Raw genomic sequence first — 23,693 nt, forward strand, 5'->3', positions numbered from 1 at the left:
TCGGGATAACCATACTTTATTTGCGTGAATTCTGTCAACAGAGAATTGGGTGAGGGTTAAACTGAAGGTTATTTACCCAGAGAATACGACGATAAAATAACCATATGATCGCTTCTATTCCAGAATTTTCGATTCATTTATAGCTAAAAACTCCTTTCCGGTTATTAGGTTTTGACTTTGTAATAAGAGTGAGGTTAAAATATATAAACATACTGATCGATACATAAAGAGGTGAATTGTATGGTTAGACAACGGGAATTTGATACGGATAAAGCACTCGATGCAGCGATGCATACGTTTTGGGACAAAGGGTTCGAAGCGGCATCTTTAAATGATTTGACGACCGCAATGGGCATACAACGTCCCAGTCTGTATGCGGCTTTTGGAGATAAAAAGGAATTATTTGAAACAGCACTTCGCAGGTATACCACTCAGCACGCGGCTCAAGTCAGAGCCAGACTTCAACAGGGTTCCTCCGTACGGGAAGCCTTTCGTGGATTGTTTGAACATATTGGAGCAGAGGGGAGTGTGACCGAGCCTAGTCACGGCTGTTTTTGCATTAATACGATGGTTGAGCTGGCTCCACATGATCCCAAATTCGCTGTCCTTACACGGGAGCATCAGATGTACCTGGGTGTTCTTTTTAAAGAAACGATAGAACGAGGGCAACAGAGCGGGGAGCTGTCCACTGACATGAACGCGAGTGCGGTTGCACAGTCTTTGGTTGTATCCATGATTGGACTGACTGTACTGATGAAATCAGGACCGGACCGCTTGTTTGTGGAGCAGAGCATCCAGGTTACGCTGTCTTTGTTACAGTAATAGGGAATTATTCTGTTTAAAGTGATGCGGAGTTGCTACAATATATTTAAGAATGGAGCAAATATAGGAGGAGATCAGAAATGAATACGAAGTTGCGCTGTGCCGTTTTGGATGACTATCAGAACGTTGCGCTGACGTCGGCGGACTGGGGTCCGTTGATGGATCAGGTGGAGATTCAGACATTCAACAACTATATGGGCTCGGAAGATAAAGTCATACAGGAATTGCAGGATTTCGATATTGTGGTGCTGATGCGGGAGCGTACACCGTTTCCGGAGAAGGTCATTTCACAGCTTCCTAAGCTAAAACTTCTGATTACAAGTGGTATGCGCAATGCGTCGATAGATCTCAAGGCTGCAGAGAAAAACGGGATTATTGTGTGTGGAACCGAGGGAAGCTCTAATCCGCCCACGGAGCTTACATGGGCACTGATTCTGGGGCTGTCCAGACAACTGGTTACAGAAAATAATGCACTTCGCTCCAATCGAAACTGGCAGAGCACGGTCGGGTTGGATCTGCATGGGAGAACACTTGGATTGCTCGGTTTGGGCAAGATAGGCACTCGCATGGCTGAGATCGCACAAGCATTTGGCATGAATGTGATGGCCTGGAGCGAGAATCTAACACAAGAAAAAGCTGAAAAACATGGTGTGATCTGGTCCGAGACCAAGGAGCAATTGCTTGCACAGAGCGACATCGTATCCATTCATCTAGTATTGAGTGATCGTACGCGAAATCTGATCGGACAAGCCGAATTTCAACTAATGAAATCGAGTGCGCTATTAATAAATACGTCGCGAGCGGGCATTGTCGATCAGGAAGCTATGGTAGAGGCACTGCAGCGTGGTGTGATTGCTGGTGCAGGTCTGGATGTATATGAGCAGGAACCGCTACCAGTTAACCATGTGATGCGAACATTGCCCAACGTTCTGGCTACACCGCATCTAGGTTATGTGACTCGTGGCAATTATGAGATCTATTATAATCATACCGTAGAGAATATAGCGATGTTCCTGAAGGGAACGTCGATCAGGCAACTGCTTTCTTAGAATGAACGTATGCGGACGGAGTATGAATCTGCTATAGTTGTACAGAATCAACGACAAATAAGGTGCTGCCAGGAAAGAGTTAGACCTGAGCAACACCTTTTTAGTATATCTGTGTAGAAAACAAATGAAGGGACGGATGTAAAACACATCCTATCCTGCTGAGCCATCCACTCACCAAATTTAACTGTGTGGTCCTCGCTGGGAAGAATGAATCATAGCAACGCTTGATTCACGAACGATTAAGCGTGGTTCAAATTGGATGTGTTCGTAATCGGTCGTATTCATCTCCCGAATTCGTTTTAACAACAGCTCGGTAGCAAGTCTGGCGACTTCTTCGCCCATTATGGAGACGGAACTAATCTGAGGAGACGTGACGGTCGTCCATTGATTGTTATCCACACCCACAACAGCCACATCTTCAGGTACACGAACCCCTAACTCCTTGAACCGATTAACCAATCCGATGGCAACCATATCATTAATGGCATAGACCGCATCTGGCATATGCGTAAGTCCGTAGAAATAATCTGCAGCATTGGCACCTGTATTTAATGAAAAGTCCTCACCAAAGTAGACGAGAGAAATGTCCACGTGACCTACGGCTTGCTCATACGCACGAAAGCGTTCTTCAATAATGTCCTTCGGTGCTCCTGCATAAGCGATTCGAGTCCGGCCGATTTTGAACAGATGTTCCATCACCAATTTGCCTTCGGGTTGAGAAAGAGAGACGATATCTGCCTTCATGCCAGGTTCCAGTTTTTTGCCGTAATTAATCATCGAGATAGGGAGCGGCGCCTTATCAATCAGTCCGGGTAACGTTTTGGGGTACGCCAGAGGCATGAAAATCAGTCCGTCCACATGCAATTTTTTGACATTACGAATGGTTTCAAGCTCCGTTCTGGCATTGCCTGCCGTATTGATCTGCACGACATGGTACCCATGCTGCTTCGCCGTTTGTTCTACAGACCAGGAGATTTCCGGAATGATGGCGTTTCGTATGTCGGGTACAACAAGAGCGATCTGGTGCGTTTGCCGGATTTTCAGACTCTGTGCCGAGGTGTTGGGTACAAACCCCAGTTCTTCAATGGCCTGCATCACCTTATCCCGTGTTTTACTGCTGATGCCTTCTGAATTGTTGATGGCCCGGGATACGGTAGCGATGCCCACGCCGGCACGCTCTGCAACATCCTTGATCGTAAGTTTCTGTTCTTTCCTCAATGTACAGTTACCTCACTTTATCGGAAACGATTCCGAATTATTAGGAATATGTATGAACTTCACGATAGTTATATAACTTGATTATAACATTTGAACAATGAAGTATCCCATGAAAGGACCAGATTTATGGCGAGGCCTGATTAAATTTCAATGGGACTACAATAGTATTTGCCATAATATATGTTAATAACAAGGATTACATCGTTTGTAATACTGCTAAGATCACTTGAATTATAGTATAAGCATTCTTAAAGTGAACTCGATACGATCACGAAATAGACATATTAGTGGAGAAATATGTTTGACAGCGTATCTAAAATGTGACATATTTAATTTACGGAAACGTTTCCGATTATATCAAAAATTATGATCTGGGAGATGAAATGAATGAAAGCATTACGTTGGCATGGAGTCAAAGATTTACGTCTCGAAAATATTAATGAACCTCACCCTGAAGAAGGGAAGGTCAAAATAAAAGTGGAATGGTGCGGTATCTGCGGCAGTGATTTGCACGAGTACACAGCAGGTCCAATCTTCATTCCCGCTCAAGCACCGCATCCGCTAACAGGGGAACAAGCGCCTATAGTTATGGGGCATGAATTCTCAGGACAGGTGGTTGAAGTAGGGGAAGGTGTTACACGTTTCAAGGCAGGCGATCGTGTTGTGGTAGAACCCATCTATGCATGTGGACACTGCGAAGCTTGTAAACAGGGCAGATACAATCTGTGCGATCAGATGGGTTTCCTTGGACTCGCTGGAGGCGGAGGAGGATTCTCCGAGTATGTAACTGCTGCAGAAAACATGGTACATGCCATTCCAGATTCAATTTCGTATGAGCAAGGGGCGTTGGTTGAACCTTCAGCTGTAGCACTTCACGCTGTGCGTCAAAGCAAGCTGAAAGTGGGAGATACGGCAGCCGTGTTTGGTGCAGGCCCAATCGGACTACTGGTCATTGAAGCGCTTAAAGCTTCAGGAGCGTCAGATATTTATGTGGTGGAGTTATCGGATGAACGGAAAGCAAAAGCCGAAGAGCTCGGTGCTATTGTGATTGATCCAATGCAGTTTAATGTCGTGGAAGAGATCCATCAACGTACACAAGGCGGCGTTAACGTAGCCTATGAAGTAACCGGTGTTCCACGTGTTCTGCAACAAGCTATTGATTCGACATGTATTGGTGGAGAGTTGATGATCGTCAGCATTTTTGAACAGGAAGCACCGATTCACCCGAACTCTATTGTTATGAAAGAACGTACAGTTAATGGCATTATTGGTTATCGCGATGTGTTCCCGGCGGTGATCAGTCTGATGGATAAAGGTTTCTTCCCGGCTGACAAGCTGGTGACCAAACGAATTTCGTTGGATGAAGTAGTAGAGCATGGATTTGAAGCACTGTTGAAAGAGAAAAATCAGGTTAAGATTTTGGTGAAAGCTGAATAGAAATCACAGATAGTATGAACAAGTAGACAGCACATCAACAGATGTGATTGTCTACTTTTTTTGTATAAATAGGGCGGAATTTGTTGCATGTACGGGTCGAATTACATAGTATAAAAAGATACAATTTGTATCATCTTGGTGTGAAGGTAATAATGATGAAAAAATGAAGGAGGAAGCGGACATGCAGAGACATACAAAATGGACAGCCGTAATTTTGACCATTGTCGCAGGAATGAGCTGGATGCTTATGGGGAACTCCAAGCCGAAAAATACCACGTCAACGAGTCAACCCCCTGCGACGGAACGTGGGCTTGCCAAGGTGTCGAATGCACCGATCAGTTCAGCGGATGTAACATCGAAGATCGAACTGCTAGGCAGACCTTTTACCAAAACACCATATGCTAATAACGTTTGGGACATGCAACTGTACAACGGCAAGATATATTTGGGCCACGGAAATAGCAGCAATCTGGGCGTAGCTCCTAATTCAGGCCCTATTCCAGTTATTTATTATGATACAGCGAATGCAAAATTCAAGACCCAGTCGGTGACGAACAGCAACCCGGGCATCTTGCCATCAACGAAGATGTATGTGGATGAGGAACAGATTGATATCTACAGAGTACTAAACGACAAGTTATATATTCCTGGCAATGATTCTGATAGTGAAAAGTGGGAACTGGGTAACTTCTATCGTCTGGATGGAGAGGTGTGGACCAAATATCGCAATCTGCCGCTGGGTGTACACGTATACGATCTGGCATCGTATCAGGGCAAGATGTTTGCCGCGTTGGGGACAGATTCCAAACCAACGATATTAATCTCTCATAATGAAGGTGAAACTTGGCAGAAATATGCGACCATTAATACGTTTGGTTTCCGGGCTTATACCATGTTCCATCTTAATGGCAAGTTATATGCATCTGGCATGATGTATCCTGCCAATAAAATATGGAATGACAGAACCAATATTCTGGAGATTAACGAAAAGCTTGAGAAACGGGATGTTGTCATCTATGGTAGCAAAATGCTGCCTGGACTAAGCTATCAAACGGGCACAATTCCTTATAATAAAATAGGCAAAAATGTTAACTTTAACAACAAGTTGCTCTATATAGCGGGAGGCGTGTTCAATGATGGGCAGCTGCTGCCCAAATCTTTGAATGTCATGACCGACATCAATCAGGCAAGGCGAGTTAATTTCCCGGATGCCAAGGCGCTCCCAACCGATGTGCTGTTGCGTGATGGCAAGGTGTATGTGCTTACGTACACTCGCCAAAGTGCCAATCTGTATATCAATCGGGTCTACCAATCCACGGATCTGACCACATGGAATGAGATTTTACGTTTTAACCAGGACACCTATGCCAAGTCTTTCGAAGAGAACGAGGGTGACTTCTACTTTGGTCTGGGTACTGATCCGGATGTGTTATCGACTTCATCAGGGAAATTGCTTCGAGTGAACCGGAGTGATATCCCCGTGAATGCTAATTAAATTGGAAGGAAGATTATGGATTATATACTATGCTACATCCACATTATTGGTGACGGGGAAATACTTTAAGATGTAGTAGAGTATATGTCAGACTGCTTCCGTAGTGTGATCCAACAGAGGCTGCCGTAAGGTAGCTTTCTTTTTTTCTATAAGATTACTTTGAACGCCCAACTTCGAAAATTTGTAAATAAAATTAAGAAACTATAAAATGGATAGAGAAATAATCCTAAACCAGTCAACTGGATTACACGTGTTAAAATATACAAAAGCATGTCGCATTTCATGTGGATGCGGAGTTCCATACTTCCAATTGCAAAGGAGCAATGTACTTATGAACGTACCTTCAGCTTTATTCAAACCTTTCACCTCGGACAAGCTAACATTGTCTAATCGAATCGTTATGGCACCCATGACTCGCGGATTCTCACCAGAGGGCGTACCTGGACCAGAAGTTGCTGAATACTATCGTCGCAGAGCAGCAGGTGGAGTGGGACTCATCATAACAGAAGGTACAGGCATTAATCATCCATCTTCGGTTAGTGGAGCGAGTATTCCATTATTCCATGGAGAAGATTCGTTGCAAGGATGGGCTAATGTTGTGAAAGCAGTACATGAAGCGGGTGGCAAAATCATGCCACAATTGTGGCATGTGGGTACAGCACGTCGTTCCGGTGACTTGCCTAACGCAGAAGCTGAGCCTGTAAGTCCGTCAGGGGTTAGCATGGCAGGTGAACCATCACGTGAACCATTAACGGAAGAGGAGATTCAAGGTCTTGTACAGGCATTTGCCCAAGCGGCAGCGGATGCACAGCGAATCGGGTTTGACGGCATTGAACTGCACGGAGCCCATGGATACCTGATTGACCAATTCTTCTGGGAGCAGACGAATCGACGGACCGACAATTATGGTGGTGATTTGGTACGTCGAACCCAATTTGCGGTTGAAGTGATTGAAGCTTGTCGTGCGGCGGTTGGTCCTGATTTCCCAATTGTGCTCCGGTTCTCCCAATGGAAGATGGGGAATTATGAGGCACGTCTGGTGGAGACGCCAGAACAATTGGAGCAATTCCTGGCCCCACTCAGTGCTGCTGGCGTAGATATATTCCATTGCTCTACACGCCGGTTCTGGTTGTCTGAATTCGAAGGATCTGAGCTGAACCTTGCGGGTTGGACGCAGAAAATCACTGGCAAACCAGCCATTTCGGTTGGATCGGTAGGACTTGAAGCTGAATTTGTAGACAGAGCAACCGAGAACCAGGGAACAGGGGATGCCCACTTGGATCTATTAAATGAGAAGCTGGAGAACAATGAATTTGACCTGATCGCCTTGGGTCGTGTTCTGCTTAGTGATTCCGAATGGCCTGCCAAAGTTCGTGAAGGTCGCATATCCGAAATCATTCCATTTACAACGGAAGTGTTGCAAACACTCCATTAATAGAAGCCTAAGAACGTTTGGTGCAAGGTGAATCAACGTTAAACAGCAACAATTTACAACGAAATTAAAACAAGAACGAACAAATAGGCCGCCTTTGGGCGGCTTTTTGATCTGCCTATACTAATAATTTCAACATATGAAAAATTCACAATAGAAAATCATTTCCTGCACCGTTAATCCTTTTTATTCTCCACATACATCCCACACGCGCCTAGTCACAACACCATTAAGTTCCACATCTCAGGTTCTATAGCAACCATTTTTTTTGCTGCATATATGTCAGCACAACGATTCAATCCTCAGAAGCGCTCATTTTGAAAATCATTCACCTTGTGATAAGGTTAGGCCTGAACCTTTAGATTACCAAGACGACATTACATAAGGAGGATGAATATCCTTGCACAACTATAGGTACAACTCGAACAATAAACGAAGAATACCACTGCAGGTGCTGTGTCTGCTGCTGGGAATCGTTCTGCTTTTATCGGCATGTGGCCAGGCACAGAAACCTTCCTCCGCAACGGACTCAAATACTGGCTCCAACGCTGGCTCCAACTCAGGGCAATCTTCCTCATCGCCGGAGCAGAATACCGTTCCACCGCAGGAAGAAGTGCAAGAGGAACCGCAAGAAGAAGTCGATCCGGTGCAGGAGCAACTCAGTTCATTAACGTTAGAAGAGAAGATTGGACAGATGATACTGGCCGGTGTTCAAGGGACAACGTTGGATAATCAAACCAAACAGATGATTACGGATCAAAAGGTAGGGGGCATTATTTTCTATGCCAACAATGTATCGACACTTGAGGGAACAGCCAAGTTTGTACAATCCATCAAGGAAGTAAATCAGTCCAACCCGGTACCGATCTTCATGAGCGTAGATCAGGAGGGCGGCAAAGTCAGTCGAATGCCGGACACGGTGGAATCCATTCCTTCCAGTAGAAAAGTAGGCGAGACGAAAGATAATGCGCTTGCTGAAACGATGGGCGAATTGCTGGCCAGACAAGTTCAGCTTGCGGGGTTTAATGTGGACTTTGCTCCTGTGCTGGATGTGAATAGTAACCCGAAGAACCCGGTGATTGGAGATCGTTCATTCGGCAGCTCGGCAGAACTGGTGTCACGTATGGGGATTGCAGAGATGAAGGGACTACGTAGTGAAGGCATTATTCCGGTAGTGAAACATTTTCCGGGTCATGGTGATACGTCTGTGGATTCCCATCTTGATCTTCCTGTCGTGAATAAAACGGAAAAACAACTGGCCAAGCTTGAATGGATTCCATTCCAGGCCGCAGTGAAGGAGCAGGTAGAGGCGGTCATGGTTGCACACATTTTGTTCCCGAAGCTGGACCCGGATCATCCAGCCTCCTTATCGGATGTCATTATTGGTGAACATCTGCGTGGAAAGTTCAATTATGACGGTGTAGTCATCACAGATGACCTGAGTATGGGTGCAATCGCGAAGAACTACAAGCTGGATGAAGCTGCCTTGGCAACTGTTAAAGCAGGAAGTGACATTCTGTTGGTCGCTCACAGTTATGAGAGTGCCAAGACGATTTTTGATACGCTAATAAGTGCAGTGAAGTCAGGCAAAATCACCGAGTCCCGAATTGATGAAAGTGTATATCGTATCCTGGCATTGAAGCAACAATACAAGTTATCTGATGATCAGAAAGCTTCCGGAGACCTGAAGCAATTGAATGCAGATATTGTGGATTGGCGTAAGCAAATCGATGCTAGATAATAAATCCTGTGTTATGATTTTGCCAGAGGTGAGATCCAATAATGTATACCATTATGATAATAGAAGACGATCCCAAGATTGCGGGATTATTGAAATCTCATATTGAGCGTTATGGAGACCGGGCCGTTCTGGTCGAGGATTTTGAGATGATTGTGCAACAGTTTGAGCAGGTACAGCCACATGTGGTACTTCTGGATATCAACTTGCCCAGTTACGATGGTTTCTATTGGTGCCGCCAGATTCGTACGCTTTCCACATGCCCCATTTTGTTTATCTCCGCGCGGAGTGGGAAGATGGATCAGGTCATGGCACTGGAGAACGGGGCGGATGATTATATCACGAAGCCATTTGAGCATGAGATTGTGATAGCGAAAATTCGCAGTCAGCTGCGCCGGGTATATGGGGACTATGCTGCACGTGATGAAGAACGCAAGGTGGAACTGGACGGCTTGGTCGTGTACTTGGAAAGACTGGAGATTCAGCTTGGTGATCGCAAAGTACAGCTGACAAAGAAGGAAACGATTCTGCTGGAAACGTTGCTGCGCCGCAGTCCCAAGCTGGTGAGCAGAGAGACTATCTTGGAGAAGCTGTGGGATGACTCGTTTGTGGATGACAACACACTCAGCGTTAACGTTACTCGGGTGCGTAAACGATTAGCCGAACTTGGTATTACGGATGCACTTGAAACGGTCAGAGGTTCGGGTTACCGATTGAACAATACCTGGAAGGCCTCTTCATCATCATGAGATTGTTTTTACGAGAACATCTCGCTTTAACGTGCTGGGTTGTTGCCATCTTGTTCACCGTTGTTGCAGTGTTCTGGTATGACGGTTACAACGATTGGGTCACGGCTGCTTATGCCGTAGCGTTGGGATTATTTTTATACATCGGATATTTGGTGTATCGTTATTATTCACATCGCTCCTTTTATACCCGGATGTCACGATCGATGGATTCGCTGAAGGAATTTGTACCATTGAACGAAACAAGTCCTTTATCACTGGCGCTGGAAAAGCTGCTGGATTCTCAATACGGACAGTACCATGCTCATCTTCATCGGCTGGAACAACGGCAGCAAGAATATCTGACATTCATGAACCAGTGGGTCCATCAGATGAAGACACCGTTATCCGTCATTGAGTTGACCGTGGAAGGCCAGGAAGATGACGATCCTCGGTTCATAAGCATTCGGGAGGAAGCGGACCAGATGAGGCGAGGTTTGGAGACTGTGCTGTATGTGGCCCGGTTGGATACCTTCGAGCAAGATTTCAGTGTGGAACCTGTGATACTGAAGACCGCTGGGGGAGAAGCGATCCATGAACTCAAGCGATTCTTTATTCGCAATCACGTCTATCCAGAGATGCATATAGAACCTTCGTTGGTTGTACAATCCGATGCCAAGTGGATTCGGTTTGTCCTGGTACAGTTACTGTCGAACGCAATCAAGTACTCCGCGGGCAACGGGCAGAAGATCTATGTGCGTGCATATGAAGCGGAACGCTCTATCATGTTGGAAGTGCAGGATCAGGGCATCGGGATTCCGAAGTCTGATCTAAACCGGGTATTCCAACCTTTCTTCACCGGGGAGAACGGGCGGCATTTCAAAGAGTCCACAGGCATGGGGCTGTATATTGCCAAAGAAGTGTTAACACGGATGAATCATCGGATTGATCTTGAATCTGTGTACCGCGAAGGAACGACTGTCCGAATTACATTCAACTCTTGAAGTGACAGGTTGAAGATAAGATGGGGACGTAAGGTGTGTGTATTATTAAAGAAGTATGAGTGGAGTATGAATTACAGTGTAAGTGTAAGGTGTAAGTATAGACGTCTATTGCCTGATCGAGGCGAAGGCGTCTTTTTGATTTTCATGATGCAACCTTACAACATTGTCATGTTGATGAAAGGTTAAACCATAGGAGAATGGCCGAAACTTCGATAGACTATAGTCATAAGAGTACAGGAAAGGCCACGCACAATACGCATGCACACAGCATGAAAGTAACTTGATTTTGAATTCATATATCACTAAGGAGTTGTAACCATGGAGATTTGTTCTGTGAAACAGATCAGTAAAATCTACAAAGGCATCGTATCTTATGAAGCGTTATCAGGTATTGACCTCAGTATTCAGGAAGGTGAGTTTGTTGGCATCATGGGACCATCGGGTAGTGGCAAAACAACACTGCTGAACATGATCTCAACCATTGATCACCCAACATCAGGCGAACTGCGGATTGCAGGGAAGAATCCGTTTGAATTGGATCAGGACGAACTCGCGCTGTTCCGGCGCAAAGAACTTGGATTTGTTTTTCAATCATTCAATCTGTTAAATACACTGACAGTCAAGGAAAACATTGTGCTGCCACTGACTCTTGACGGTGTTTCGCTAGCAGAGATGAACACTCGTGTTGAACAGCTGGCAAGCAAGCTGGGGATCGAGGGTATTCTGAACAAACGGACATATGAGATATCAGGAGGACAGGCACAACGTACGGCCGTTGCCAGAGCGCTTATCCATTCCCCGAAGCTGATTCTGGCCGATGAGCCAACAGGCAACCTGGATTCGAAGGCGGCAAGAGATGTCATGGAGATTCTCGAAACTCGCAATCAGGAGGATCAGGCTACGATGCTGCTGGTCACTCATGATGCTGTAGCAGCAAGTTATTGCAGTCGGGTTGTCTTTATCAAGGATGGCAAACTGTATAATGAAATTCACTACGGCGATAATCGCGCAGCCTTTTACCAGAAGATTATTAATGTATTATCCCTAATGGGAGGTTCAGGACATGAATTTTCGCCAGTTCGCCATTAATAACGTTGTTCGCAACAAACGAATTTATCTGGCTCATTTTCTGAGCAGTACATTTTCTGTTATGATCTTTTTTACTTACGCATTGCTCCTGTTCCATCCTGATTTGAAAGCAGGGTTAAAGGGATCAAGTGGGACGGTTACGTTGCTTGCGAATCAGGGGTTTATGATTGCAGAGATCATTATATTCATCTTTTCATTCCTGTTCCTGCTCTATTCCGTTGGTTCATTCCTGAAGACACGCAAGAAGGAATTTGGTATTTTCCTGATCATTGGCATGACACGTAAACAGATGAACCGGCTTCTGTTTATGGAGAACATGTGTATCGGATTAGCTTCCATCATTACCGGGATCGGACTCGGAATTATTTTCGGCAAATTGATTCTGCTGATCTGTGGCTCCATGCTGGCTGTTGAGAACAGCCTTCGATTCTATTTCCCGCTAAAAAGCATTGCCCTGACGGCAGGTGCATTTCTGCTGCTGTTTGTTGTAATCGCGATGTCATCATCCTTGCTCATCCGCAAAGGAACTCTCATTGACCTTGTGAAATCAGAGGAAAAACCGAAACCGGAACCCAAAGCATCACGTCTGCTCGCCTTGTTATCGGTATTGTTAATTGGCGGGGGTTATGCAGGAGTATTCACTTTTGTATGGATAAGCTTCTCCTTTCCGTTATTACTTGCAAGTGTCGTGGTTGTTATTGCAGGTACGTACTTTCTGTTCACACAGCTCAGTGTATACATCATTCGGGCACTGAAAAGAAATCCAAGGTTGTTTTTCCGTAAAACCAATCTGCTCTTCCTATCTGAACTTACCTATCGAATGAAAGATAACGCCATCATGTTTTTCATGGTAAGTATCATTTCAGCTTCTTCATTTACGGGAATTGGCACCATGCTTGCTATTGCTGACCCGGGGTTGTCGTCCATGTCGAATCCATACGCATTCAGTTATATGAATAACTGGGATACTCCCAACTCCGAGCGACATATTCGGCAGATTGAAGAAACGTTGATTGATCATCAAGTTCCCTACGTGAAGGGCAGTTATGCTCCTATAGGTGAAAATAATAATGGGAAGATTATCAAACTGAGTGATTATAACCGTCTTGCGAAGGCACTCGGGTATGAAGAACGTACGTTGAAACAGATCGATGAGTCATTTATGACACCAAGTAATTTGGCGATGCGCAAGGAGTACCGTGAACAGGTTGAACAAGGAGTCTCGGGAGGAAAGGTCAATCTGGAGGTTGATAATCAGCGCGTGCCTGTCCAGCTATCGACACCTGGTACCGAGATTGTGATTCCTTTTCAATATGAAATTTATCTTTACGTCGTAACCGACGAACTGTTTAATAAGATGAGACCTGCGTACAACGAAGAAGTTGGCATGCCTGAAGGGTTCTATTCGATGCGAACGATACAATTTATCGTGAAAGATTGGATGGGTACACGCAGCTTTGCTCCTGAATTGATCAAATCCATTCAAGATGATCATTCCGAAAAAGGTTATTACGAGGTCAGCGCGCTTGTGGTGGATTGGCTTAATTCCAAGCAGACCAATGGCATCATTCTAATTTTGAGCGGTCTGATCGGCATTGTTTTCTTCACCTTTGCAGCAAGTTTCACGTATTTCAGACTTTACGCAGATCTAGAACGGGATGAAGCGCAGTATCGCATGATTGGCAAAATGGGACTGAGTCGTCCCGAACTCCGTAAGATCGTAACAAGGCAGCTATTGCTTATGTTCTTCCTGCCGATTCTGGTGGCGGTCATCCACAGTTCGGTTGCTTTTGTGGCGTTGCAGCAACTAGTTGATTTCTCGGTCTTTGGATACAGCCTGCGCATCTTCTTGGTGTTTGCTTCCATGCAGATTTTGTATTTTGCACTCGTGCGCTGGCGGTATCTGCGTCACATGTATTCCAAATTAGTCTAAAATAGCATGGCCCAACAGACACCGGACTCATCGCTCGGTGTCTGTTGACTTTTCTAGCTAAGGCACAGTACTATTTCATTAGATACAGAATGTATCATTACATAGTTTCTCAAGCAGTTAGAAGGATGGAGTTACAGAAATGTCAGGCCGGTGCCTGAGAGGGAGGACATATCATGAGTATCACGATGTCTCGTGGACAAGCTTACATTCAACGTTTGAATGATGAGCGGAATGTATGGCTGGACGGAGAGCGTATCCAGGTAACTGGGCATCAGGCCTTTCAGGGAACACTTCAAACCATAGAAGGTTTGTTCAATCTGGTGGATGACCCGGAGACAAGGGAAACCGTGGCCTATTGGGACGAACAGACGGGAAGTTACGTGCATCGCTCTTTTCTTGTGCCTCGTTCAGTTCCTGACGTGAAGAGCAGGGCGGATGCTTTTCGGCTGTGGGCCGATCGGACGTATGGGGTGATGAGCCGATTGTCTGATTATGCCCGATCCAGGCTGACGGGTTGGTATGCAACACGACATGAGATGACAGCGCATGACCCGGCATTTGCAGACAAAATATCGGATTATTTTGCCCAAGCCAAACGAAACGATGCATTCCTGACAATTGTCCAGCGGGACCCACAGATTAATCGTTCCTTGCCTGTTGGAGAAGATGAGGATGCCATGCTGCGAATTGTCAAAAGGAATACGGAGGGCGTTGTGATACGCGGGGCCAAAATGGTGGCAACAGCAGCGCCTTATACGGATGATATCATTGCTTATCCCGTTCAACGAATTCCAGGCCACCTGCCAGAGCTGGCCCATATGGTAATCGTAGCCGCGGACAGTCCGGGCTTGCACATGATGTGTCGTGAATCTTTTGCCACAAAAGATACAGATAAATCACATCCACTCAGTGCGCAGTATGATGAGATGGATGCTGTATTATTTTTTGACGATGTATTTGTGCCCTGGGAACGTGTATTACTGCACAATAACCCAGAAGCCGTATGGCAGATTCGCTGCAATACAGCTTCTGCCAGTCTGGCCTATCATCAGAGTGTCATTCGATTACACTCGAAACTGGAGTTCATTACAGCCGTGACCTCATCCATTGCCAAGGAGATCGGGGTGGACTCTTTCCTGAATGTGCAGGAACAACTTGGAGAGCTGATCAGTCAGATGCAAACCATCGAGGGACTGATTATTGCTGCTGAAGCACAGTCCAAGCCGGACGCATTGGGCAACTGGCTGCCGGAATTCAAATATATTGAAACCGCACGTAATCTGGGCAATCGCTATTATCCCCGCGCGGTGGAGATTTTGAAGACCATTGCTGCGGGTGGTCTGATTCAGATTCCTTCGGGTACGTTTGAAATGAATGAAATGATGGGTTCCATGATTGGCAAATATCTTGGTGGAGTAACGATGCAAGCCCCGGAGAAGATTCGACTCTTTCAACTCGCATGGGAGCTGACCGGAAGTCCACTCGGAGCAAGGCATGATCTGTATGAACGTTTCTACGCGGGTGATCCTGTGCGCAATCGGGCGAACCAATATGTGCAGTATGACAAGGAACGTTTATTCGGAAAAGTGGAGCCGTGGCTACGTTCGCTTAAGGACTGATCTGATGATCTAATACAAATGCTCCGAATGAAGATTGAAAAGCCTGAATGAAGAACGAAAAGCTTGAATGTAGGCTGAAAACAGCCCTATTTTAGTTAATGCCTTGGCCTGAGCCAGGGCTCTATTTCTATTTATTTAGATTATCTTTAGAAATGATTTAGGTTGAATTAAGAGACGTAGTATATAGTAATAATGTAGAGATAGGCATAGAGTATAGGAAATGAGAGGAATAACATGAGATACACCGTATTGATTGCAGATGACGAACCAGAGATTGTTGAACTGCTTCAACTATATCTGGAGAAGGACTATACCATTAAGACTGCGGTGAATGGAGCCGAGGCATTACAATGCATACGTTCAACACAGATCGATCTGGTCATACTGGACATCATGATGCCTGTAATGGATGGATTGCAGTTGATCAAACAGATCAGAGCCACATATCACATGCCTGTACTGTTCCTATCTGCTAAAAGTCAGGATCACGATAAAATCCTTGGATTGGGACTTGGGGCAGATGATTATATCGCGAAGCCATTCAACCCGCTTGAGATTGTCGCCAGAGTAGAGGCGTTGCTCAGAAGAGTCAATCATTTTGATGCAACGGAGATCCCCGCAGCGAAAGAACAGAATCTGGTTTTAGGTGATCTGATGCTGGATCGATCCCAATGTATCCTTTTTCGTTCAGGAAGTCCTGTAACATTAACCTCTACAGAGTATAAAATTATGGAATTGTTGCTCGATCAACCTGGCCGAGTGTTCACCCGTAAAAAAATATACGAAGCGGTCTGGGGCGATTATTATGCGCACGAGGACAGCACGATTATGGTACATATCAGCAACATACGGGAGAAGATCGAACGTGACTCCAGACAACCGGAATATCTCAAAACGATAAGGGGACTGGGATACAAAATTGAAGCGCCCATGGAAAGCTAGAGAAAAGCGACTGTTACAGACCTCCCTGACACTGGACTTCTTGCTGTTCAACTTCTTTTTGCTGTTACTGGTATTGATTGTGTACCTTATGGTATCTCTGGATGTCGTGGATTTTCGCATTTCGGATCAGGTAGTTGATCCGGATCTGAATGTTGAAGCCCACGTGTATGTGGAAGAGCTGGAGAACGAATTTTACTCCGGTGGAGGTTCGGTGTCGAAAGGCAAAGACACAGAGATTCAACGTCTCAAGGACAGCGGTGGCTGGATTGAAATTCTGGATGCCAATCGCAATGTCATTCGTCATGTTGGCGACAAGCAAGATGCGTTCACCCAATACAGTGAAGCCGATCTGTATGATGGACTGGAAAATCGGAGTGACCAGGAATACTATTATTCGATCACTCCTCTCTCGACAGAAGGAGCGGCAGCGTATGTGTTGCTCAAAATTCCGCGTGATCTGGTCAGCGTGCGAATTAATGATAATCAGTTGATTACCAATCTGAAACATCCATTATCCTTTTACATTATGATTGGCATCGGTTTGGTTTTATTATTGATCTTTGTCTATAGCTATTGGGTCGCACGGAGAATCAAAAAACCACTCAGTATTCTCTCCTCGGGTCTTACGCAGATGATACAAGGAAATTATAGTACGCGGATGTCGATCTCAGCCGAGAGGGAATTTGTCCAGATAGGTGAGACCTTTAACTACATGGCGGACGTTATTGAGAACACCTCTGCGGAGAAACGTTACGCCGAAGAGAGCAAACAGCGACTGATTGTAGACTTATCACATGATCTGAAGACACCGATAACATCCATACAGGGATATGCGCAGGCATTGGTGGAAGGACGTGGGGAGGACAAGGACAGGCAGCAAAGATACCTGGGATACATCTATAACAAGTCTGTTCAAGTTGCACGCATGATACAGAATATGCTGGAGTTGCTCAAGGTGGATTCGCCCGATTTTCGCATGCATATTCAACGAAGAGAGATTGGAGAATTCGTGCGCGAGATTATGGCAGATACCTATGGGGAGATTGAACAGAAACAGTTTGTCCTTCATGTCCTTGTTCCTGATGAAGTGATCTACGCGAGGTATGATCCGGAGCTGTTATCCAGAGTCATTCAGAATCTGATTACCAATGCTCTGTCTTATAATCCACTCGGGACCGAGCTGCGCGTTGAACTCATTCCGCTTCATACCCATGTGGTGATAGAGGTGGCAGATAACGGAGTGGGCATACCTCAAGAACTGTGGTCAACCATCTTTGCCCCGTTTGTACGAGGGGACGAGGCGCGGACAGCGACCGGAGGCACCGGTCTGGGATTGTCCATCGCACGACGTAATACGGAAAAAATGGGTGGACGGCTGATCCTTTCCCGGCGTGGGCGCGAGACCACCGTGTTTAGCATTGAGATTCCAAATTAAATAAGAGAAGAAATGTCCATGTGGAGGGAAATATTTTGTTTAAAGTAAATACGTTTGTCCGGTTCAGTATTGCACTGGCGCTGATATTGGTTAATATCTATTTATTATCACGTGTGAGCTTCATCTTTCAGCCGCTCGTCACCATGATCACGGTCATTACCGTGCCAATGATGTTGTCGGTGTTTTTTTATTATCTGCTTCGACCGCTTGTGAATTATATGGAGAAAAAGAAAATAAATCGCACGCTAAGTATTTTGCTAATCTATCTGGTTATTGCTATTCTGGGAGTGTTCTTCATCATTGGGTTATGGCCATCGTTACGTGAGCAACTGATCAACCTGGTTGATAACGCGCCGAATCTGATCAATTCATTAAGTGAACAGCTGAGAGAGCTGGAGCAAAATGGTGCGATTCAGGCCTTGTTCCCTGAGGGCTCGACACCTTTCTCCCAGATCACGGAGTATATCAACAAAGGATTTAACTTTGTGACCAACTACGTAAGTGGATTTTTCTCACTCGTTTCCAGTTTTGCGATCATCTTGTTTACACTACCGATCCTTTTGTTCTATATGCTTTTACAAGGCGAGAAATTTGGTCGTAAACTGGCACATATCGCTCCAAAACGTTTCCAAAAGGACAGCCGTGAAGTTGTAATTGAGATTGATCAGGCGTTGAGTGGTTTTATTGTGGGAAGAGTTTTGGTGAATCTGGCACTGGGTGTACTGATGTATATCGGTTTCTTGATCATTGGACTGCCGTACGCATTACTGTTGACAGTGATCGCGGTCATCATGAACTTTGTTCCGTTTATCGGAGCGATTGTGTCGTCCGTGCCTATTGTGATCATGGGTCTAGTGGTCTCACCATCGGTTGCCATCTGGTCCCTGATTATTATTCTTGTCGCTCAGCAGATTCAGGACAACCTGGTTGCACCGTACGTATTCGGCAAAAAGCTCGATATTCACCCGCTCACGACCATCATTTTGGTATTGGGTGCAGGGGACTTGGGTGGAATTATTGCCATTCTGATTATTATCCCGGTTTATATGATCGTTAAAATTCTTTTGGTTCGAATCTATAACATGTTCTTTAAGGACAAATGGCAGAATGCATAGAATTTAATTATTCGAAGGAGTGGAGCACATGTCTGAAATTATCGAAAAACAATACAATGAACCTGAATATATCGCACCTCAATCTGTTCAAATGGGTACCATTCACATCTCGAACGATGTGTTATCCAAGATCGTGGGGATGGCCGCTCAATCAACGGCTGGCGTATCCTCCATGTCCGTTGGACTGACTGAAGGGATTGCCAAGAGTATCAGCGGCAAGAGTCTGCAAAAAGGGATTGACGTACACGTCAAAGACGATCAGGCAACCATCCAGCTGCGAATTAATATTCAATATGGCAACAAGATGCACGAGGTTTGCCGTGAACTTCAACATAATGTTCAACAGGCTGTAGAACAATTAGCCGGCGTCATGGTCAATGAAATCAAAGTGCAAGTTGTTGGCATATCCATGCCGGAGACGGTATAAACCAATGAAAAGAATGTAAGGAATTACGACTGTAAGGATAAACGATTGGCCCAAACAGCACCTTCCCAATTAACAACTTAACTGGGAGGGTGCTGTTTTATGTTTGCGGTAGTAGGTGGGCGCTTCGCCCATCACTTTTTTGAACATTTTGGAGAAAAGCAATTGATCGGTGTAGCCTACAGAACGGGCGATATCACCAATGGTTAGACCGGGATCAAGGGTCAATTCGGCTGCCCTGCGCATCCGATAATGGACCAGATACGACTGAATACTGCTTCCCATCTGGTCCTTGAAGAGAGAGCACAGGTAACTGCGCTGCAAACCGACATGGGCCGCGATGGACTGCACGGTAATGGCATTGGCATAGTTCATTTCAATGAAGTCCATTACCTGCGTTACATACGTTTCCTTCGAATAATCCGGCATGGGTTGAAGATACTCTGAATTAGCCTGATCAATCAAAATAGAGAAGAATTGATACAGCAAACCAGTCATGCTAATCTCCCAGCCTTTGTGGGTATTGCGGGAATTGATCATTCGGTGCAGGCAGGATCGCATCTCGTCATCCTCATTACCCAGCTCAAAAATTGGGTGATGCTCTGACAGACATGCTTGCTGTAAAAAAGATGAACTATTGCTGCCTTGAAAAGCAACCCAGCTGTATTCCCATGGATCATCCTGATCTGCTTCGTAATGAACAACAGAATGCGGAACAATCAGAAATCCTTGTCCTTTATGCAGGGTATACGTTTTGCCACCAACTTCGAAGGTACCTTTACCATTCAGAATATAATGAATTTTATAATAGTCTCGCATGGCAGGGCCAAAGTGGTGACCTGGTGTACAGGCTTCCGTACCATAATGTAGGAGCTGAAGCTCCTGAAAATGATTTTTTTTGAACATATACGTAATCAAGGGTATTCACTCCTGTACGATTTCGTCTCATCTTGCATTTTAACATACTACATATCTGAAAAGATTAATTATTTAACACTAGTATATATAGATAACAATCATTATTCCATATGTTCAAAGTGAAATGCCATATCGTTTATCCAGGAAAATGTCTAAGATGAAAAGGAATTCAACAAACCTTACAGGAAAGAGAGAATAACGATGCCCTATACTGCGAGTGAACAACGATATGATGAGATGAAATATGTGCGTTCAGGCAAATCCGGAATCAGACTGCCGCAAATTGCGCTGGGTTTATGGCAGAACTTTGGTGGCAACCGTACATTGGATATTCAGGAAGAGATGATTTTGCGTGCCTTTGACCTCGGAATTAACCATTTCGATCTGGCGAATAACTATGGTCCACCTCCAGGGTCAGCGGAAGAAAACTTTGGCGTGATTTACAAAAAACATCTGCGTCCTTACCGGGATGAACTACTCATCTCCTCGAAGGCAGGTTACCATATGTGGAATGGACCTTACGGCGAGTGGGGCTCCCGCAAAAACCTGATTGCCAGTCTGGATCAAAGTCTCAGCCGGATGGGACTGGATTATGTGGACATTTTCTATCATCACCGTCCGGATCCGGACACGCCATTGGAAGAAACGATGACGGCGCTGGATCATATCGTGCGACAAGGTAAAGCTCTGTATGTGGGTTTGTCCAATTATAACGCAGAACAGACGCAAGAAGCGGTAACCATTCTCCGTCGTCTGGGAACGCCATGTCTGGTTCATCAACCAAACTACTCGATGCTGAATCGTTGGATTGAAGACGGTTTGCAGGACGTACTGGATGAGCAGGGCGTAGGTTCCATTGCGTTCTGTCCACTCGGCCGCGGTCAGTTGACCAATAAATATGTCGACAAGATCAAGGAAGAACGAGCCAATCCAACAGGCAATTTGAAAAAAGAAGCTTACACGGACGAACGGATTGCCAAGTTCGATGCGCTTCAGGCGGTTGCGGAGCTAAGAGGGCAGACGATCTCCCAATTGGCTCTGAACTGGATTTTGCGTGGTAACCGTGTAACCTCTGCATTAATTGGTGCAAGCCGTGTGTCCCAGATTGAAGAAAATGTAGCTGCGCTCAGCGCACCTGACCTGACAACGGAAGAGTTGAATGAGATCGAAAGCATTTTGGACGGAATGGGTAATTATCCGTGGTAACACACACAGTATAGCTGTGTGAAAATTATATTTAGGTAAAACTAATGTAATATAAATGAAGAATGAAATGGCGCCTTACCTGATCAATCAGGAAGGCGCCATTTTGTATATGTCATTTTCTTTATAGGATAAGATCTATTATAATAGTTCATTAATTGACCTATGTTTATTTTTTCAGAATGAACCTAGTTCATAGCACCTGGTCCTAGGATTTAGGGTATAATATATAGAAGCTATACAATTGAACTACGAAGGAGAGGCTCCATTTGAACTTTGAACAGTGGATTTCGCCTGAAAGCTATAACCTGACATCCGAGATGGAGAATCATCCATCAGACCGGATTGCACTTAGATGGCTCAGCGATCAACGAGAATTGGAAGAGATCACGTATGGTGATTTATTCAAGCAGGCGAATCGTCTTGCTGGAGGATTGCGTGAACTTGGACTAGAGAAGGGTGATCGGGTGTTGGTCATGGTACCACGCCGTATTATTGCCTATGTCATTTATATCGCTTGTCTGAAACTGGGGATTGCCGTTATTCCTTCCTCCGAGATGTTACGGGCAAAAGATCTGGAATATCGTCTGCGTCACTCTGAGGCGCGGGCTGTTATTGTATGGTCCGAGACGACCTCTGAAGTGGAAAAGATGGACGCGGATCTGCCGTCACTGGCACATCGCATCGTGGCATCACCGAATGGAGAAGTTAGCGTACCTGCTGAAGGTTGGGTCAATGTGCATCAGTTAATGCAGAATCAACCCGATGAGATGGCTGCGGTGGAAACACACCGTGATGATACGGCTATCCTTGCTTATACTTCGGGTACAACAGGTAATCCCAAAGGAGTTGTACATAGCCACGGTTGGGGATATGCCCACCTGCGGATTGCTTCTTCATTATGGCTGGATATTCAACCTTCAGATACCGTATGGGCAACGGCTGCACCTGGCTGGCAAAAATGGATCTGGAGCCCGTTCCTGTCGGTACTCGGAAGAGGCGCGACTGGCTTGGTCTACAATGGATCATTCCAGCCCAAGCGTTACCTGGAACTGATGCAGGAACATCAGATTAATGTCCTTTGCTGTACCCCAACGGAATATCGGTTGATGGCCAAAGCCGATGATCTTGGACACTATGATCTGTCTCATCTGCGCAGTGCAGTTTCAGCGGGTGAACCGCTCAACCAGGAAGTTATTGAAATCTTCCAGCGTCACTTCGACCTGACTATTCGAGACGGATATGGACAGACCGAGAGCACGTTGTTAATCGGCAGTCTCAAAGATGCACCTGTACGCATTGGCTCCATGGGTCAGTCGATTACACCTGGGTTGATTGAAATTATTGACGATGAGGGACAACCTGTGCCTCCGGGTGAAGTAGGAGATATCGCGGTACACAAAGAGATGCCAGCCTTGTTCCGTGCCTATTATCAGGATGAGGGACGGAAGGAAGCGAATCAGCGTGGCGATTATTTTGTAACAGGGGACCGTGCACGCAAAGACGAAGAAGGTTACTTCTGGTTTGAAGGGCGCAGTGACGATATCATCATCAGTTCGGGTTACACGATTGGACCATTCGAAGTGGAAGAAGCACTCATGAAACACGCCAGCGTGAAGGAATGCGCGGTGGTTGCAAGTCCGGATGAGATCCGTGGCAATATTGTTAAAGCATTTGTTGTACTGCGAGATGATTCACTGGCTTCACCAGAACTGATGCGTGAATTGCAACACCACGTCAAAGAAATTACAGCACCTTATAAATATCCACGTAAGATCGAATTCGTTACGGATCTGCCAAAGACCAACTCTGGTAAAATCCGCCGGATCGAGTTACGTGAACAAGAAAAACGTAATGGTTAAATCGTTTTGTATAAATGAAATTTTAGATATTAAGCCTGCGTAATGAAAGAGAAGGAATCGATTCTGCAGAAGCGATAGCGGTCGTATTTGTCTCCAAATTTTAACCTTTGAAAATACGATGAAGAAAATTTGGAGACAACGACGATCTAAAGAACGATCCTTCGCTGTAACGGCCACTCAACAGATCCGAAGTCAATTTCCAAACCGATGCCATTAATATATTAAAATGGAGT

General features: G+C 45.3%; 19 protein-coding genes. 17 read left to right on the forward strand and 2 right to left on the reverse strand.

Features of this window, described 5'->3' with window-relative positions:
- The first annotated feature begins 240 nt into the window (after positions 1 to 240).
- Together AC4E8D_RS13595 and AC4E8D_RS13600 are read left to right on the forward strand one after the other, a co-directional pair.
- A complete protein-coding gene (locus tag AC4E8D_RS13595; RefSeq protein ID WP_017688803.1) occupies positions 241 to 822 on the forward strand; it encodes a TetR/AcrR family transcriptional regulator in 582 nt (193 codons plus the stop codon).
- An 80-nt stretch (positions 823 to 902) separates the two neighbouring features.
- Positions 903 to 1,871 carry a D-2-hydroxyacid dehydrogenase family protein gene (locus AC4E8D_RS13600; protein WP_221819592.1) on the forward strand — a complete coding sequence of 323 codons (969 nt, stop codon included), beginning with the start codon at positions 903 to 905 and terminating at the stop codon, positions 1,869 to 1,871.
- 180 nt (positions 1,872 to 2,051) lie between these two features.
- Here the strand turns inward: AC4E8D_RS13600 and AC4E8D_RS13605 are convergent, their stop codons facing one another.
- Positions 2,052 to 3,089 carry a LacI family DNA-binding transcriptional regulator gene (locus AC4E8D_RS13605; protein ID WP_017688801.1) on the reverse strand — a complete coding sequence of 346 codons (1,038 nt, stop codon included), beginning with the start codon at positions 3,087 to 3,089 and terminating at the stop codon, positions 2,052 to 2,054.
- Positions 3,090 to 3,476: 387 nt separating this feature from the next.
- Between AC4E8D_RS13605 and AC4E8D_RS13610 the strand changes: the two genes are divergently transcribed.
- From AC4E8D_RS13610 to AC4E8D_RS13670, 13 genes are all read left to right on the forward strand, one after another.
- Positions 3,477 to 4,526 (forward strand): 2,3-butanediol dehydrogenase, encoded by a 1,050-nt coding sequence (locus tag AC4E8D_RS13610; protein ID WP_221819591.1) that lies wholly within the window; start codon positions 3,477 to 3,479, stop codon positions 4,524 to 4,526.
- Between the two features lie 181 nt (positions 4,527 to 4,707).
- Positions 4,708 to 6,021, forward strand: coding sequence for a hypothetical protein (locus AC4E8D_RS13615; RefSeq protein WP_221819590.1), 1,314 nt, complete (start codon positions 4,708 to 4,710; stop codon positions 6,019 to 6,021).
- Between the two features lie 331 nt (positions 6,022 to 6,352).
- Positions 6,353 to 7,456: an NADH:flavin oxidoreductase gene (locus AC4E8D_RS13620; RefSeq protein ID WP_221819589.1), complete on the forward strand. Its 1,104-nt coding sequence runs from the start codon at positions 6,353 to 6,355 to the stop codon at positions 7,454 to 7,456.
- 397 nt (positions 7,457 to 7,853) lie between these two features.
- Positions 7,854 to 9,194, forward strand: a complete 1,341-nt coding sequence (gene nagZ, locus AC4E8D_RS13625) for a beta-N-acetylhexosaminidase (RefSeq protein ID WP_260632641.1) — start codon at positions 7,854 to 7,856, stop codon at positions 9,192 to 9,194.
- Positions 9,195 to 9,235: 41 nt separating this feature from the next.
- Positions 9,236 to 9,940 carry a response regulator transcription factor gene (locus AC4E8D_RS13630; RefSeq protein ID WP_221819588.1) on the forward strand — a complete coding sequence of 235 codons (705 nt, stop codon included), beginning with the start codon at positions 9,236 to 9,238 and terminating at the stop codon, positions 9,938 to 9,940.
- Positions 9,937 to 10,920, forward strand: a complete 984-nt coding sequence (locus AC4E8D_RS13635; RefSeq protein ID WP_221819587.1) for a sensor histidine kinase — start codon at positions 9,937 to 9,939, stop codon at positions 10,918 to 10,920. Before AC4E8D_RS13630 ends, AC4E8D_RS13635 begins: the two co-directional genes overlap by 4 nt.
- A 318-nt stretch (positions 10,921 to 11,238) precedes the next feature.
- Positions 11,239 to 12,009: an ABC transporter ATP-binding protein gene (locus tag AC4E8D_RS13640; RefSeq protein ID WP_221819586.1), complete on the forward strand. Its 771-nt coding sequence runs from the start codon at positions 11,239 to 11,241 to the stop codon at positions 12,007 to 12,009.
- Positions 11,984 to 13,942: an ABC transporter permease gene (locus tag AC4E8D_RS13645; protein WP_221819585.1), complete on the forward strand. Its 1,959-nt coding sequence runs from the start codon at positions 11,984 to 11,986 to the stop codon at positions 13,940 to 13,942. The genes AC4E8D_RS13640 and AC4E8D_RS13645 overlap by 26 nt, the downstream gene beginning before the upstream one ends.
- A gap of 173 nt (positions 13,943 to 14,115) precedes the next feature.
- Complete coding sequence (locus tag AC4E8D_RS13650; RefSeq protein ID WP_221819584.1) at positions 14,116 to 15,561, forward strand: 4-hydroxyphenylacetate 3-hydroxylase family protein; 1,446 nt, start codon at positions 14,116 to 14,118, stop codon at positions 15,559 to 15,561.
- A gap of 234 nt (positions 15,562 to 15,795) precedes the next feature.
- Positions 15,796 to 16,503, forward strand: a complete 708-nt coding sequence (locus tag AC4E8D_RS13655) for a response regulator transcription factor (protein WP_221819583.1) — start codon at positions 15,796 to 15,798, stop codon at positions 16,501 to 16,503.
- Positions 16,481 to 17,938: a sensor histidine kinase gene (locus tag AC4E8D_RS13660; RefSeq protein ID WP_490206332.1), complete on the forward strand. Its 1,458-nt coding sequence runs from the start codon at positions 16,481 to 16,483 to the stop codon at positions 17,936 to 17,938. Before AC4E8D_RS13655 ends, AC4E8D_RS13660 begins: the two co-directional genes overlap by 23 nt.
- Positions 17,939 to 17,973: 35 nt before the next feature.
- Positions 17,974 to 19,053, forward strand: a complete 1,080-nt coding sequence (locus AC4E8D_RS13665; protein ID WP_076214744.1) for an AI-2E family transporter — start codon at positions 17,974 to 17,976, stop codon at positions 19,051 to 19,053.
- 28 nt (positions 19,054 to 19,081) lie between these two features.
- A complete protein-coding gene (locus AC4E8D_RS13670) occupies positions 19,082 to 19,480 on the forward strand; it encodes an Asp23/Gls24 family envelope stress response protein (protein ID WP_074094839.1) in 399 nt (132 codons plus the stop codon).
- A gap of 69 nt (positions 19,481 to 19,549) precedes the next feature.
- On the opposite strand, the gene AC4E8D_RS13675 is transcribed toward AC4E8D_RS13670, so the two are convergent.
- On the reverse strand, positions 19,550 to 20,395 hold the full coding sequence (locus AC4E8D_RS13675) for an AraC family ligand binding domain-containing protein (protein WP_490206333.1): 846 nt from the start codon (positions 20,393 to 20,395) through the stop codon (positions 19,550 to 19,552).
- A 201-nt stretch (positions 20,396 to 20,596) separates the two neighbouring features.
- Between AC4E8D_RS13675 and AC4E8D_RS13680 the strand changes: the two genes are divergently transcribed.
- On the forward strand, positions 20,597 to 21,601 hold the full coding sequence (locus tag AC4E8D_RS13680; protein WP_490206334.1) for an aldo/keto reductase: 1,005 nt from the start codon (positions 20,597 to 20,599) through the stop codon (positions 21,599 to 21,601).
- Positions 21,602 to 21,867: 266 nt separating this feature from the next.
- The gene (mbcS, locus tag AC4E8D_RS13685) at positions 21,868 to 23,460 is read left to right on the forward strand and encodes an acyl-CoA synthetase MbcS (RefSeq protein WP_490206335.1); all 1,593 of its coding nucleotides are present in this window, start codon (positions 21,868 to 21,870) and stop codon (positions 23,458 to 23,460) included.
- Positions 23,461 to 23,693: the final 233 nt, after the last annotated feature.

Source organism: Paenibacillus sp. SRL342 (assembly GCF_984798905.1).

Bases quoted from the DNA above. Each gene is read 5' to 3' on its own strand.
- AC4E8D_RS13595 (WP_017688803.1), top strand. From the start codon at position 241: ATGGTTAGACAACGGGAATTTGATACGGATAAAGCACTCGATGCAGCG.
- AC4E8D_RS13600 (WP_221819592.1), top strand. From the start codon at position 903: ATGAATACGAAGTTGCGCTGTGCCGTTTTGGATGACTATCAGAACGTT.
- AC4E8D_RS13610 (WP_221819591.1), top strand. From the start codon at position 3,477: ATGAAAGCATTACGTTGGCATGGAGTCAAAGATTTACGTCTCGAAAAT.
- AC4E8D_RS13615 (WP_221819590.1), top strand. From the start codon at position 4,708: ATGCAGAGACATACAAAATGGACAGCCGTAATTTTGACCATTGTCGCA.
- AC4E8D_RS13620 (WP_221819589.1), top strand. From the start codon at position 6,353: ATGAACGTACCTTCAGCTTTATTCAAACCTTTCACCTCGGACAAGCTA.
- AC4E8D_RS13630 (WP_221819588.1), top strand. From the start codon at position 9,236: ATGTATACCATTATGATAATAGAAGACGATCCCAAGATTGCGGGATTA.
- AC4E8D_RS13635 (WP_221819587.1), top strand. From the start codon at position 9,937: ATGAGATTGTTTTTACGAGAACATCTCGCTTTAACGTGCTGGGTTGTT.
- AC4E8D_RS13640 (WP_221819586.1), top strand. From the start codon at position 11,239: ATGGAGATTTGTTCTGTGAAACAGATCAGTAAAATCTACAAAGGCATC.
- AC4E8D_RS13645 (WP_221819585.1), top strand. From the start codon at position 11,984: ATGAATTTTCGCCAGTTCGCCATTAATAACGTTGTTCGCAACAAACGA.
- AC4E8D_RS13650 (WP_221819584.1), top strand. From the start codon at position 14,116: ATGAGTATCACGATGTCTCGTGGACAAGCTTACATTCAACGTTTGAAT.
- AC4E8D_RS13655 (WP_221819583.1), top strand. From the start codon at position 15,796: ATGAGATACACCGTATTGATTGCAGATGACGAACCAGAGATTGTTGAA.
- AC4E8D_RS13670 (WP_074094839.1), top strand. From the start codon at position 19,082: ATGTCTGAAATTATCGAAAAACAATACAATGAACCTGAATATATCGCA.
- AC4E8D_RS13680 (WP_490206334.1), top strand. From the start codon at position 20,597: ATGCCCTATACTGCGAGTGAACAACGATATGATGAGATGAAATATGTG.